Genomic DNA, 13,526 nt, shown 5'->3' on the forward strand with positions numbered 1-13,526 from the left:
ATTTGAGCTCTATGGTTCGGTCTATGATCAGTATTTCGTAAAGTGTGCCAGTATTTTCTGTCATCTGAAATCCTCCTTACAGCATGTCTACCAGTGGCCGAAAGGCAATTCCTATCACTACCCGCAAAGAGCAGCAGGACGGTGATACTTCTCACTGTTGCAATGATGTTGAGGACTGTACTGGCGGCAAGCACGATGCCCAGGAAGAGCCAGCTAACCACACCTGTGCAGCGCAGCCAGTACGGTGCATTTCTGGAAAAGTTGCTTCGAAGTTGTTTGTCCGTAATGGTCCTCCCCCTGGGATAGGACCGGAACATCAGGGATGGATCGCCAGGTTGTCGTAATCAAGCATATTGTCCAGATCCCAACTGAAGCCCAGGAGCCGTGAGGACCTCAGTTCCAGTTGTGCAACAGGTTATTGCCGGGCCATCAGTATCTGCACTTCGGCTTCTTCGTCTTCTATTAATTCTCCGGAAAGGTCTACGGTGACCTGGTGAATCTTACCGGTGAAGGTAAAGGGGGCATGGTACTCGTGGGATACCACTTCACCGAAGTCATAGCCACAGCTCAATCCCTCTATGCCAAACGTAATTGGCACAGTTGTCGGAAACTCGGTATTGCCGACCAGTTTACCATCAATGTAAAGCTGGCCGCGTCCGGGAGCGCCACGCCCGTTACGTAGGTCAGGCTTTCCGGTAGGTTCGAATTCGTAGCGTAGTGTGACCGCTCCATCAGGAACATCTACTGTGGAGCTAACTTTCAGCTCTTCCAGCCCCAGGTAGTTGTGTATGTAGTGGAGTTTCCCACCCTTTAAGTAAAACACAAAGCCTCCAGCGATTCCGCCCTGTGCCAGCAGGACTCCCTCTGCACCGCCTGTGGGAATTTCAACCTCGGCAGTGATGCTGTGCGGCCGGTTGAACAGCATCGGTGTATTCCCAATTGGCACCACCGACAGGTTAGGGTAGAAGGTATAGTGGTTTTGAGTTTTGGAGAGACGTGGTCTTTCTGCGACAAGCCGTTGCATAACGGTGCCGTCAAGCGGCAGGACCTGGTATTTGCCGGCTTCCACATACCAGCGTGCAATCATTTCCTTCAGTTTTGCCGGATACCGGTCGGCCAGGTTATGACATTCGGCAGGGTCTTTTGCAATATGGTATAACTCCCAGCCGCTGGCATCCAGTTCATCCAGAATTTCAGGCGTGATTTCATCGCCGAATTTGTGCCCCTTTTCGGCTCCCTCGGTATAGCTAGGGCCAGGAAAACCGCACACTGCTCGCCAACCGTCGTGGTCAATAGCCCGGCAGGCAAACATTTCAAAGTACTGGGTATAATGATTGGTGGGCGCTTCGGCATCATCAAAGGTGTGGGCAAAACTGACCCCTTCGATGGGCGATTGGGTCACGCCCCGGATACTCTCCGGCGGCTCAATACCCAGTGCGTCCAGAACAGTAGGAAGCATATCTATGGCATGGGCATACTGGAAGCGGTTCTCCCCCCTGGCTTTGATTCCCCTGGGCCAGGAAACAATTAAATTATCAGTGCTTCCACCCCTGTAAACCTCTTTTTTCCAGCGGCGGAAGGGAGTATTGCCGGCCCAGGACCAACCCCATGGATAGTGGTTATAAGACATGGGACCGCCTAATTCCTCCATCCTTGGCAGGATCTCTTCTAGTTTTTCATAATAGTAATTAAAACTGCTCATTTCATTGAAAGCACCATTGACCCCACCCTCAGAGCTGGCTCCGTTATCGGGAATGAGCATAATTAAGGTGTTGTCCAGTTCGCCGATATCTTCCAGTGCCTTCAGGATACGCCCTAATTGATAGTCGCAATGCTCCAGGAACCCGGCAAAGACTTCCATAAAGCGGGAATAGAGCATCTTTTGCTCATCACTCAGGCTGTCCCATTCGGGTACGTCGGGGTCGTGGGGTGATAGTTCTGCGTCGGGAGGAAATATGCCAAGCTCTTTCTGGCGGGCGAAAACGATCTCGCGGTATTTATCCCAGCCCATATCAAATTTACCTTTATACTTATCGCTCCACTCCTTGCTCACCTGATGAGGTGCGTGGGCACAGCCGGGGGCATGGTAGAGAAAAAAGGGCTTTTCCGGCGCGTTAACGTGGGCATCCAGAATAAACTGGATGGCATGGTCGGCCAGGTCTTTATCCAGATGGTAGCCTTCCTCCAGGGACCCGGGCTGGGGTACCGAGTGGTTATCGTAAGTTAAATCAGGGAACCACTGGTTGGTCTCGCCGCCAAGGAAACCGTAAAAACGTTCAAAGCCCCGGCCCAGCGGCCAGCGGTGGAAGGGGCCTGCAGGGGTGCTTTCCTCGGCAGGTGAAAGGTGCCACTTGCCGGTGCAGAAGGTATTGTAACCGTGTGCCAGTAGCATTTCTGGCAGCATGCCGTTTTCAAAGGGCATACGCCCGTCATAACCTGGAAAACCGGTGGCTGTCTCCATAATAGCGGCCACGCCGTTGGAGTGATGGTTTCTGCCGGTCAGGATGCACGAGCGCGTGGGTGAGCACAGTGCCGTGGTGTGCATATTGGTGTAACGCAGGCCGTTTTTGGCCAGTCGTTCTATATTGGGTGTGTTTACCAGCCCGCCAAAGGCCGACATCTGGCCGTAGCCCACGTCGTCCAACACAAAGAAGATAACGTTGGGAGCATCGGCTCTGGCGCGCGTAGGTTCGGGCCAGGATGAGGAGGATTCGGATACTGTCCGGCCAATCACGCCAGGGAACGATGTTCCTGGTTTGTATTCTTTTAATGACATTGTATCACTCTTTTCTGTCTACATATTTTCTTGCTATTTTGTGTTTAGGCAAGTTCGCCTTTCCGTGCATCCTGCAAATTTTTGCAGTCATACCAAGCCATGAAACCATATAGACTGATGTCGTATTCGGTGTCAGCCACAATGCCTTTGAGTCCATAAGGGTTTCGAACAGAAGCGCCGTCGTGTTAGTCGGACCGAACTCGAGAATCCCCTTACGCATCCCATACATCGATGCGATCTGGATACTGTTAAGATAGGCCTGTACCCCGCGCTGGAAATCAAGGTTATCATAGACCTTCTGCACGGTTTCTTGATTTATCCACTGGAGTTTTATTCTTCGCCAAAGGCTTCCCGAAGCTTGTCTTCTTCTTCTTTGGACAGGTTGGTAGCAATGATTTCAAACTTGAACTGTTTCATGGCTTCGATTACCCTATCCTCCACGGCACCACTTGTCATCAAAAAGAGGGCTGATGTACCTTCGGTTACTTTGCTGCGGACCGACTTTATGAAATCTTCATCAATACCCATATGGGTCATGGAACCGGTCAGTGCGCCCAACGTGGCTCCAACAACCATGCCAAATATAGGAACAAAGAAGAGCAGGCCAAATAGCATTCCCCAAAAAGCACCGCTCAACGTACCTGCACCGGTTAAATCAGTCAAATGCTTTGTTTTTGGCTTCTTTTTTCCCTCAGGCCAGGTGACTATGGCTGCATCGTACAGGTTAATCATTTGTTTCTTGCTTAAACCCTCGATCACTTCAAGTACATTTTCTGCACCCTGAGCGGTTTCAAACTTCAGAACTGTCAAAGTTGCCATTACTCAAACTCCTTTTCTACTTTCTGATTTTTTTTTGGTTGATTTATTCTCGGTTGATTTATTCTCGGTTTATCGTACCAGCTCGCCGGTCAAGACAGAACTTTCCTGTAACTAGCATTTTGAAATTTTCAACCGGAAAGCTGTGACAATGCGGAAGGAGCCAAAATAAGTCGCCTCATCAGCTGGCAACACAGATTTTTGCTTACCAAAAATAGCAGCATGGATCCTTGTTTACCAAAAATTTTTGTAGCTATTTTTCAACAGACCATTCTGGAGTATTCTGGAGTAGCGTGCTTCAGATCCGGTATGCTTCAGATCCGGTATGCTTCAGATCCGGTATGCTTCAGATCCGGTATGCTTCAGATCCGGTATGCTTCAGATCCGGTATGCTTCAGATCTAGTGTGCTTCAGATCTAGTGTGTTTCAGATCTAGTGTGCTTCAGGTCCACAGACTTTTTGCGGCAGGTAGCCTGGAGCTAATTTTTTTGTGACTGAAAAATGATATTCCAGGTTTGTACCTGATGATTTTTTATTTATTGGCCCTTCCTATTCCTTATTGAACTGCGATCTCTACCCCCGGAGTTCACAGTCCGATAATTGTAATAATATATTGTTATTTGTTATATATTATATTATACATATTATCCAATTTTATCTGGTTTCTTATATAGAGTTTATAGAGTTCATTGAAGCGGAATTATCTTTCTTGAAACCCTCCTTATCCTCTGGGAAATATTGACTCATTTTCCCGGTCAGCAAAATGAATTACATTATGTAAAGACGGTACCACGATACCTTCATTTGTCAGGGCTTTGTAAATTGCCGTGTTGAGCCGGTCCTCCGAAACTCTGGTTTCTACGAAGTTTTCTATCCAGCATCTGACTTTGAACTTCACCCCGAATTCTGTAAAATCGAATAAGAGTGCCTGTATTGGTTTATCATGCATGATCCAGTCTTCGTGCGCCAGAGACTCAAGAATCAGATCTCGCACATATTCGATATCAGGGCCGTAGGATACAGTGACAAAGGTCTCAATACGAAATATCCTGTCGGGTATGGAATAATTCGTGATGAGTTCCTTTCCGATTACAGAATTGGGAATTGCCACCTCACGGTTATCCCTGGTAAGAATACGAGTTGACCGCCAGCTTATCTCTATCACGTCCCCCCAGGTACCGAGCTTTTCTATTAGTATACGGTCTCCGGCCCTGAAGGGGCGATCTATGGATATTGCAATTCCGGTAATGATGTCAGCAAGCGTATTCTGGGCTGCAAGGCCAATTATAATGCCTCCGATACCGAGAGCAGTAAGTGATTGATGAAACACAGCTGTTGTGATCCCAAACCGATCAAGAAGTATGATTACGGCAAGAAAACTGAAAACCAGTTGAGAAGTATATTGTAAGGAACGAATTGCTCTATAGTCTATTTCTTCCCTATCCTTCAGGGGCACCCTGGATAGGTACCAATCTGAAACGATGGAAATCAAGCTAAGAACAATGTACGTTCCTATACCCCAGTAGAGAAGGAAAAAGAAATTATCTATAAGTTCTGCATAGAAACTGAAATATTTACTGAACAGCCTTACTGCGGCTTGTGTACCCTGCAGAATGATGATGCTCAACAGGATACTTTCTAAAAGGAGGAAAATCTTATCTGCAGTTTTTGTTTCTTTTTTTTTGATTATCGGCCAGATCCAGCGCTTCAAAATTGAGCGGCTGATTATTATGGTCCCGATCATAACTAACAGAATAATGACCAGCCTCAAGAGAACTATGCTTGTTGACAGCGTCCGTTCAATATAGACCACTTATATCCCCCGAGCTTTGGATCTGTCGATTCCACAAAATCATCAGGAATGCCCTTCTTACCTTCCCCTTTATAGACCAAACTCGCCTATCATTCGAAACTATACGGTCAAAAAAACAGTCACTTTGGATAAACCGGTATGAAGACATAAACAGGATTTATCGGCTCTTTCATCTATCCTGCTCCAGAGTACTTTCCTGCCCTTTCAGATAACCATTTTATTCTCTCTGCCTTCAGCTCCTGCACCCATTATCCTGGGAATTATGATAATTAAAGCAAATACAAAAATTACCGGAAGGACGTTCGGTCTATGGGGAATTCTTTTGCACTTGAACCGCCCGGTGATCGGTCCGATACCCGCGATTTCTGAATATTACCACCGGTTTCCATATCCTGTCCATCCGATACATCTAACTATCTGTAAATTGGAAGCATTCCTGTTCATCCCGCAGGAAAATACAAATAAGCCTTCTGAATTTTCTCTATCACCCCAAATAGGCTCACAACTATTCCACATTGGCATTCAACCAGAAAGAGTCTATAGAAGCCGTCCCGGAAAGGGAGTATTTACCCTAAACAAGACCGTTCTTTATTTCGAATCCCTCCAGAATGCTAAAAAATCTAGCCACAGACGACTTTTTACTCAGAGAACCGTTCCACCCCTCCCATTGGCGACGTCGCATACAAAACGGTACGCTCCAGGCCCTGTTCACGGTCCACATGTGCTTTTACGTGCTTCAAGTATCTTTGAGACGTTTTCCACGTAGTGATCGTATGCCCTGGTTCCTTCTTTACCCTTGAATTTTAGCAGGTTCAGCATAACGACTTTGCCCTCATCTGGATTAGATACCAGGGCGCGCAATGCTTCATCATTTGGTAAAATCGAACTCATACAGGACTCCTCAAATCAATACTTCCTCAAATCAATACTTTTACTGCCGTGCCATGACCATACGCACTTCAGCTTCCTTATCCTCGATCAGCTCCCCGCTTACATCTACGGCCACGCGATATAACTTGCCGGTAAACTCAAAAGGCGGCTGGTATTCAGGCACAACTGGCGCTCCATGAGCTGCGCCGCAGCTTAACCCGGTTATCCCCCATGAAAGCGGAGTCGTCACAGGTACCTCAATTTGGCCGACCAGCTTTCCATCTATATAGAGTTGAGCTATTCCCGGTGCACCTTTGCCTTTAGCAGGATCTGGCTTACCTGTCACCTTGAACTCGAAACCGAGTTGATGTCGACCTTCTGGAACATTCTCAACGGACTCTACATGATAGAAAGCCTTGGTCACGTAGTTGTGTACCCAGTGCAGCTTTCCGTCTTTTACATAGAATATATAGCCAGCCTCAATATCACCTTGAGAGAGCAAGACCCCTTCCGCACCTCCTGCAGGGATTTCGACGTCAGCTATGATACTATGCGGGCGGTTGAGAACCCTGACTGCTGCGTTTGCAGGAATCGGCTGAGTTCCAGGATAATAAACGTAGTTAGTCCGATCGGCTGTAATCTGCGGCCTTTCATCGGCAAAGCGCATGACTCCTCGAGAATCTATGGGTAGCACATTATATTTTCCGGCTTCTGCATACCAGGCGGAAATCATCGCTATCAGTATGGATCGATTATCTGCAGCCACATTATAGTTCTCTGCCCAATCCTTCTCTACGTGATAAAGCTCCCAGCCTTTTGCATCCAGCTCGGTCAACACATCTGCCGTGATCGGTGCCCCGAAGAATTTTCCTGATTCTGTGAACGAAGGACCAGGCCACGGACATACGGCACGCCAGCCTTCGTGATACAGGGAGCGGTGCCCCATCATCTCGAAATACTGGGTGCGGTGCCTGGTAGGTGCACTGGCATTGTCCAGAGTATGTGCAAAGCTTACGCCTTCAATAGGTGATTGGGTTACACCTTTGATAGCAGTCGGAGGTTCAATTCCAAGGCAGTCCAGAACCGTAGGAACCATATCGATAATGTGGGCATACTGAGTTCTGATTTCGCCTCTGGCTTTTATTCCTTTGGGCCAGTGGACTATAAATGGGTCGCTGACACCGCCACGGTAGGTTTCACGTTTCCAGCGGCGGAAGGGTGTGTTTCCAGCAAAGGTCCAGCCCCAGGCATAATGGTTGAAAGTCTCAGGACCCCCGAGTTTATCCAGAGCTGCGAGATTTTCCTCCACAGATTCAGACACATTATTGAAAAACCTCATCTCGTTAGTCGATCCCGTAGGCCCGCCTTCTGAGCTTGCTCCGTTATCGGAAATCACCATAATCAACGTGTTTTCAAATTCACCAATATCTTTGAGGAACTGTAACAACCTGCCAATGTGGTAGTCGGTATGCTCCAGGAACCCGGCAAAGACCTCCATCATACGGGAATATACTTTTTTCTCCTCTGGAGAGCACTGGTCCCAGGGCTTGACATCCGGATCATGGCGAGATAGCTCGGTGTCTTTTGGGGAAATGCCCAGTTCTTTCTGTCGGGCTAATGTTTTCTCCCGGTAAACGTCCCAACCGTCATCGAATTTGCCTTTGTATTTGTCTACCCATTCTTTAGGAACATGATGAGGTGCATGCATGGCTCCTGGGCAGAAGTACATGAAAAAGGGCTTGTTGGGTGCTATCTGCTTGGAGTCGGCAATGAACTGGACGGCTCTGTCTACTATATCCTCATTCAAGGTGTAGCCTTCCTCGGGAGTTTTTGGAGGAGCTACTGAATGATTGTCATAGATCAGCTCAGGGTAATACTGGTTTGTGTCGCCTCCTAAAAAGCCATAGAAACGCTCAAAGCCCCGTCCCAGAGGCCAGCGGTCATACGGTCCGGCTGATGATGTCTGTTCTGCAGGTGTCAGGTGCCATTTGCCGATTGCATATGTGCTGTAACCATGCTGCAGAAGTATCTCTGAAAGAAAGCCGTTCTCAAAAGGTATATCACCGCTATAACCCGGATAACCGGTTGAGCCTTCAGTGATGCAGGCCATATTGTTCGAATGGTGATTTCGGCCGGTAATTATACATGAGCGGCTAGGAGAACACAGTGCAGTTGTATGCATGTTGTTGTAAGCAAGTCCTCCCGCAGCCAGGCTATCCAGGTTAGGTGTTTGTATAGGGCTGCCATAACACCCGAGTTGTCCAAATCCTGTGTCGTCAAGTACAATGAAAAGTATATTGGGAGCGCCTTCTTTGGCGCGCACCGGTTCTGGCCAGGCTGGTTCAGACTTGTCAAAAGTGCGCCCGATCACTCCTGGGAACGATGTTCCTAGTTTGTATTCATTTAATGACATTTAACCTCCCCTCAGTGTTGGGATTTTCTGATAAATTCACAAAAATAAAGTGGGGAAAGGAACTTACTTTTCGCTCCTCTCCATCAATTTTTTTATTCAAAAATGGGGGTTCCTGCTTTTCCAGCAATTTCCGGGAATATTTCAATTTCCGGGAATATTTTCATTTTTGGAAAGGCAGTTTTCCAGTAATAATTCAGTGTGCAGGAACTGCTTCTTCTTCGGCGAACATCTCACGCATCTTTTCTTCTTCTTCTTTGGAAAGGTTGGAAGCAATAAGTTCAAACTTCAGTTCCCTAGCAGCTTCTGCTACCTTATCCTGCACGGCACCGCTGGTAAGCAAAAAGAGTGCAGAAGTACCTTCGGTCACTTTACTGCGTATCGACTTGATGAAATCGTCATTTATCCCCACGTCGGCAAAAGAGCCTGACAGCGCACCCGCAGCTGCTCCGACTATCATCCCGAAAATCGGAACCAGGAAAATAAGGCCGAACAGCATGCCCCAGAATGCACCGCTCAGTGCACCTACCCCGGTCATGCTGGCTAATTGTTTCGTTTTTGGCTTCTTTTTTCCCATAGGCCAGGAAACGATTGCTGCGTCCTGCAGGGTGATCAGCTGCTTCTTGCTCAAATCCTCTATCACTTCAAGTGCATGTTCTGCACCGCTAGCAGTGTCAAATTTTAAAACGGTTAGAGTTGCTATAATCATGACCTCCTTTTATGTCACAGTATGTCACAGATTTTGCTGGTTCTTGTGTTTTGATGTCAGTTCACCAGTAGAAGTGAAACCATCATCTCCATTACCGTTTTGCGCCGGGGGTCGAGGTAGTATAGCTTCTGACAGAATCTGACTTCTGACAGGGATATCTACAGTATACTTTTTTTTATCTGAAGGCTTGAGATTCGTCAGGTGTCTTTTATTATTCCTGAAAACCGCTTGCCAGGTATCTACCGTAAATTTTGATGTTGTTAACCCCCATGGAACCTTCGAGACCACTTCCCCCAAGCTCGATGTTCTATTTTCTGCTTTATATAATTCTTCTTTTATACATATTATCCTATGCATGTTGATTTATTTTATCGGGTCTGCTGAAATCTTTAAATACCAGTTTTCAAGGTTAAGAAAAGTATTTTCTCGGTTGGGGGACATTTTTTAAGTGTATTGTCTCTCTCAATTGTGATGGTGGCTTGAAGATTGTTTTTTCTTACATGACAGACCGGCCCAGGTCTCATACGGTGCAGGGAGTGAAAACTGAAAAGTTCCTTCATCGAGCGGAATAGATAAAAAAATTAACTCATGCAATAAACTCCAGCCTGAGCCTGCTGACAACTGAATTATTATATATCATGTCCCGGCTCTTAGTAAACAATGATCAAAATCAGCTTCAAGCAGGGAACTATTCTCATAAAGGGAAATGTAAGGGTCCCGAACTCCATATGGGATGAAAGGAGTGGAAGCTTCAGGGCTCCTGCAATGTATTACAGGGAAATTATCAACTACATGAGAGAGTCCAGAATTGATTTTGAAGATAGCGTCCTTGACTTCCTTCCCTGTCCTGATCTTGCAGCAGCTTATGAGGCATCGGGAAAGAAGTTGGAGTTGAGGGACTATCAGGCTGAAGCTCTTGTTTCCTGGGGTGAGAATGATAAATGGGGAGTTCTGGTCCTGCCTACAGGAAGTGGAAAGACCCTTGTTGGAATCAGGGCAATTGCCGGATGCAATACCCCTGCCCTTGTAGTTGTCCCGACCCTTGACCTGCTTGAACAATGGAAAAAGCAGCTTGAAGAAGCCTTTTCCATGGAAATCGGAAAGCTTGGGGGAGGTGAGAAGAAAATCCTTCCCATAACCGTTTCCACATATGACTCTGCCTATATTCATGCCGAAATCCTGGGTAACAGGTTCGGACTCCTTATTTTTGACGAAGTTCACCATCTACCTGCAGTAGGGTACAGGAGCATTGCCGAATTTTTCGCAGCCCCATGCAGGCTCGGGCTGACTGCCACATACGAAAGGGAAGACGGGCTGCATACGGAACTCAACCGGCTTGCAGGGGGAAAAGTCTACGAGAAAAAGGTCTCGGAACTTGCAGGAGGGCACCTTGCCCCTTATACGATAAAACGGACTTCTGTGACGCTCACTGCTGGGGAGCAGAGAGAATACGACCGGAATTATTCTGTATTCCTTAACTATCTCAAAAAAACCGGGTTGATAATGAGAGGACCGCAGGACTTCCGGAAATTGGTCATGAAAAGCGGCAGAGACCCTGAAGCCAGAAAAGCTCTCCTCGCAAGAAATGCAGCAAGAGACCTTGCCTTCAACAGTGATTCAAAAATTGAAAAACTGAGGGAGATCCTGGAGGAGCACAGAGAGGACAGGGTGTTTATCTTCACGGAACATAACCGGCTTGTGCACCGGATTTCAAATACCTTCTTTATCCCTGCTATCACCTACAGGACCCCTTCAAAAGAAAGGAACTCCATTCTCGAAAAGTTCAGGATAGGCAGCTACAGGGCTGTGGTCACCTCAAAAGTGCTCGATGAGGGAATCGACGTCCCCGAGGCAAACGTAGGGGTCATCGTAAGTGGGACCGGGAGCAAGCGGGCATATGTCCAGCGTCTTGGCAGGATCCTCAGGAAAAAAGAAGGAAAAAAAGCTGTGCTCTACGAAATCATAGCCTCGGAAACCTCGGAGACCGGAACTGCACAAAGGAGAAAAGAAGCCCTGGACAATGCAGGAAGCCAGTTAAAGAGCCAGTCAAAGAGCCAGTCAAAGAGCCAGTCAAAGAGCCGGTCAAAGATTCAATCAAAAGATCAGTCAAAGTCCAGGGGAGGTGAATGACCTGCTAACATCCGATCTCCTTGTAACCCGCATCACCCACGGAAAAATCAAACCCGCATACGCTTCTTTTAATACCGAAAACCTTGAGCTTGCAGGGCTCCTTATTGAAACCTTCGAGCAGCATGTAGGAAAAACCTACGGCGACCTCCTGGCAGAACTTGAAGGATATGAAGAGATGAATTACCGCTTTATCCGGGGGCTTTCCCAGCTCCTTGGCAGGCGGGCTGTGGTTGAAACATCTTCAGCTGTTGACCCTTCTAAAGCCAGAGAAGCGGTTTTTGAAGCCTGTGCCGGAATGGCGCTTTCTCCTGCCGAAAGAAAAGAGGCGCTTCAAAAAGCGGCAAAAAATCTCTCCATTTCAGTCCATGAACTCGAAAAATCTCTCTGGGCTGACCTTGAGGAAAACCAGATCCTTAAAGAATTCAATCCTCTTTCTCCTGCAGAACTCCTCAGGCAATATAATATCTCCCTGACCCAGACCCTCCTTTTCCGCGCTGTTGACCTGGATATCTGGATAGCAGGCGATTTTCAGAAAATCCTCTGGAAGATTCTCAGATCCGGGCTTATGTATTCCCTGGAAGACACTGAAGAGAAATCAGGCGAAAAAGAAGAAACTGAAAGGTTGAAAAGCGTTCACCTCCACCTTGATGGGCCTGCATCCCTTTTCAGGATGTCGGAACGATATGGTAACTCTTTTGCAAAACTTTTCCCTACCCTTCTGAAATCAAAGGGCTGGAGCCTGAAGGCAGGAATTCTCTATAAAAGTTACCAGGGGAAACGCATCCTTGATTTTGCCCTTGACAGCTCGGAAGAGGCTTTCAGGCTCATGCCGGAAGCAGTCGGATATCCTGAAAGAGTACCAGAAAGAGTTTCTCATGACTTGCAGTTTGCGGAAGGACAGGAAGGATACGGAACAGGAATCGAGAATGAGAACAGGCTTAAGGGAGAAAAAGCCGGATTTCAGGAGGCTGGAACTCAGGGGGCTGGAACTCAGGAGGCTGGAACCCAGGAAGCTGGAACTCAGGAAGCTGGAACCCAGGAAGCTAGAACTCAGGAAGCAGAAACAGATACTGAAAGTGAAGCCTATGACAGCACTTATGAACAGCAGTTTGCCAGCTTAAGTTTAGGGGGTTGGAAAGCAAAAAGGGAACCAACGATTCTGAAAGCAGGCAGGTACGCATTTGTTCCGGATTTTTCCCTTCAGAGAGACGGGATGAAAGTGTATGTCGAGGTTGTCGGTTTCTGGACACCTGAATATCTTAAAAAGAAGACCGAGAAACTGAAGGAAGTAAAGGAACCCGTTATTCTCCTGATTAACAGGAAACTCAAGTGCTCAGAAAAAGACTTTCCTGCACAGGACGTGATTTTCTTTGACAGGAAGATTCCGGCAAATGAAGTAACGCAGGTGCTTAGAAAATATGAGAGAAGAAGGCTTGAAAAAGACCTGTCAAAACTACAGGAAACGGAGCTTCCTCTTTCCGGGGAACTGATCAGCCTTGAAGAAATCGCAACTGAGAAGGAAGTAGTGCTTGATGCTTTAAAAAAAGAAATTGCAGGCAGGCTTACAAAATCAGGGGAAACCGAAGAATCCGGAGAATCTGAAGAATCTGAAGAATTCGGAGAATTCGAGAACTACAGAAACTATGTGCTCCTTGAGAATTATGTGCTCCACAGGCAGTTCCTTGAGAGGATCGACCTTGAACTTGAAAAACCAGGAATTGCAGAGACATATGCAGATGCAGTAAAGGTGTTTGAAGGCTTTGGGCTTGACAGCAGCCTCTATTACCCTGTACTCGAACACCTTGGGTATAAGGTTAGCTGGACCGGGCTCAGTGAAGAGAACGCAAAGGTTAAAAAAATGCGCTTTGCCTAAAATATATTTTTGCCAAAAAAATACTTCTATGCCCAGCAAATATTCGTTTTTGGTCGATTTTTCAGGCAAAGCGTTCTGGTAGAAATTTTATAGGAGGATATTGGTTTCTTGTTTCCATCGCTCGGAAGT

The 13,526-nt window shown here is 47.0% G+C and carries 10 protein-coding genes; 3 read left to right on the forward strand and 7 right to left on the reverse strand.

What is annotated here, in order from left to right:
- Positions 1-83 precede the first annotated feature (83 nt).
- Positions 84-344, forward strand: coding sequence for a hypothetical protein (locus MSWH1_RS06455; RefSeq protein ID WP_048127102.1), 261 nt, complete (start codon positions 84-86; stop codon positions 342-344).
- Positions 345-415: 71 nt separating this feature from the next.
- Here the strand turns inward: MSWH1_RS06455 and MSWH1_RS06460 are convergent, their stop codons facing one another.
- The 7 genes from MSWH1_RS06460 to MSWH1_RS06490 all read right to left on the reverse strand — a co-directional run bounded on the left by MSWH1_RS06460 (position 416) and on the right by MSWH1_RS06490 (position 9,394).
- Positions 416-2,776 (reverse strand): arylsulfatase, encoded by a 2,361-nt coding sequence (locus MSWH1_RS06460; protein WP_048127104.1) that lies wholly within the window; start codon positions 2,774-2,776, stop codon positions 416-418.
- Between the two features lie 4 nt (positions 2,777-2,780).
- A complete protein-coding gene (locus MSWH1_RS06465) occupies positions 2,781-3,080 on the reverse strand; it encodes a hypothetical protein (protein ID WP_048127105.1) in 300 nt (99 codons plus the stop codon).
- Positions 3,081-3,106: 26 nt separating this feature from the next.
- Complete coding sequence (locus MSWH1_RS06470; RefSeq protein WP_048127112.1) at positions 3,107-3,595, reverse strand: DUF1269 domain-containing protein; 489 nt, start codon at positions 3,593-3,595, stop codon at positions 3,107-3,109.
- Positions 3,596-4,313: 718 nt separating this feature from the next.
- Complete coding sequence (locus MSWH1_RS06475; RefSeq protein WP_048127118.1) at positions 4,314-5,405, reverse strand: mechanosensitive ion channel family protein; 1,092 nt, start codon at positions 5,403-5,405, stop codon at positions 4,314-4,316.
- Between the two features lie 708 nt (positions 5,406-6,113).
- A complete protein-coding gene (locus MSWH1_RS06480; protein ID WP_048127119.1) occupies positions 6,114-6,296 on the reverse strand; it encodes a hypothetical protein in 183 nt (60 codons plus the stop codon).
- A 40-nt stretch (positions 6,297-6,336) separates the two neighbouring features.
- Positions 6,337-8,688 carry an arylsulfatase gene (locus tag MSWH1_RS06485; RefSeq protein WP_048127120.1) on the reverse strand — a complete coding sequence of 784 codons (2,352 nt, stop codon included), beginning with the start codon at positions 8,686-8,688 and terminating at the stop codon, positions 6,337-6,339.
- 193 nt (positions 8,689-8,881) lie between these two features.
- Entirely contained in the window at positions 8,882-9,394 is a 513-nt protein-coding gene (locus MSWH1_RS06490; protein ID WP_197074036.1) for a DUF1269 domain-containing protein, read from the reverse strand.
- A 660-nt stretch (positions 9,395-10,054) separates the two neighbouring features.
- On the opposite strand from MSWH1_RS06490, the gene MSWH1_RS06500 reads away from it, so the two are divergent.
- Together MSWH1_RS06500 and MSWH1_RS06505 are read left to right on the forward strand one after the other, a co-directional pair.
- Positions 10,055-11,524: a DEAD/DEAH box helicase gene (locus MSWH1_RS06500; RefSeq protein WP_048127124.1), complete on the forward strand. Its 1,470-nt coding sequence runs from the start codon at positions 10,055-10,057 to the stop codon at positions 11,522-11,524.
- Complete coding sequence (locus tag MSWH1_RS06505; protein ID WP_231591909.1) at positions 11,517-13,397, forward strand: DUF790 family protein; 1,881 nt, start codon at positions 11,517-11,519, stop codon at positions 13,395-13,397. Before MSWH1_RS06500 ends, MSWH1_RS06505 begins: the two co-directional genes overlap by 8 nt.
- The last annotated feature ends 129 nt before the right edge of the window (positions 13,398-13,526 follow it).

It is taken from the genome of Methanosarcina sp. WH1 (assembly GCF_000970005.1).
Lineage (GTDB): Archaea > Halobacteriota > Methanosarcinia > Methanosarcinales > Methanosarcinaceae > Methanosarcina.

Coding starts and splice junctions, on each gene's coding strand:
- MSWH1_RS06470 (WP_048127112.1), bottom strand. CDS start 3,595: ATGGCAACTTTGACAGTTCTGAAGTTTGAAACCGCTCAGGGTGCAGAA.
- MSWH1_RS06455 (WP_048127102.1), top strand. CDS start 84: ATGTCTACCAGTGGCCGAAAGGCAATTCCTATCACTACCCGCAAAGAG.
- MSWH1_RS06460 (WP_048127104.1), bottom strand. CDS start 2,776: ATGTCATTAAAAGAATACAAACCAGGAACATCGTTCCCTGGCGTGATT.
- MSWH1_RS06480 (WP_048127119.1), bottom strand. CDS start 6,296: ATGAGTTCGATTTTACCAAATGATGAAGCATTGCGCGCCCTGGTATCT.
- MSWH1_RS06490 (WP_197074036.1), bottom strand. CDS start 9,394: ATGATTATAGCAACTCTAACCGTTTTAAAATTTGACACTGCTAGCGGT.
- MSWH1_RS06500 (WP_048127124.1), top strand. CDS start 10,055: ATGATCAAAATCAGCTTCAAGCAGGGAACTATTCTCATAAAGGGAAAT.
- MSWH1_RS06485 (WP_048127120.1), bottom strand. CDS start 8,688: ATGTCATTAAATGAATACAAACTAGGAACATCGTTCCCAGGAGTGATC.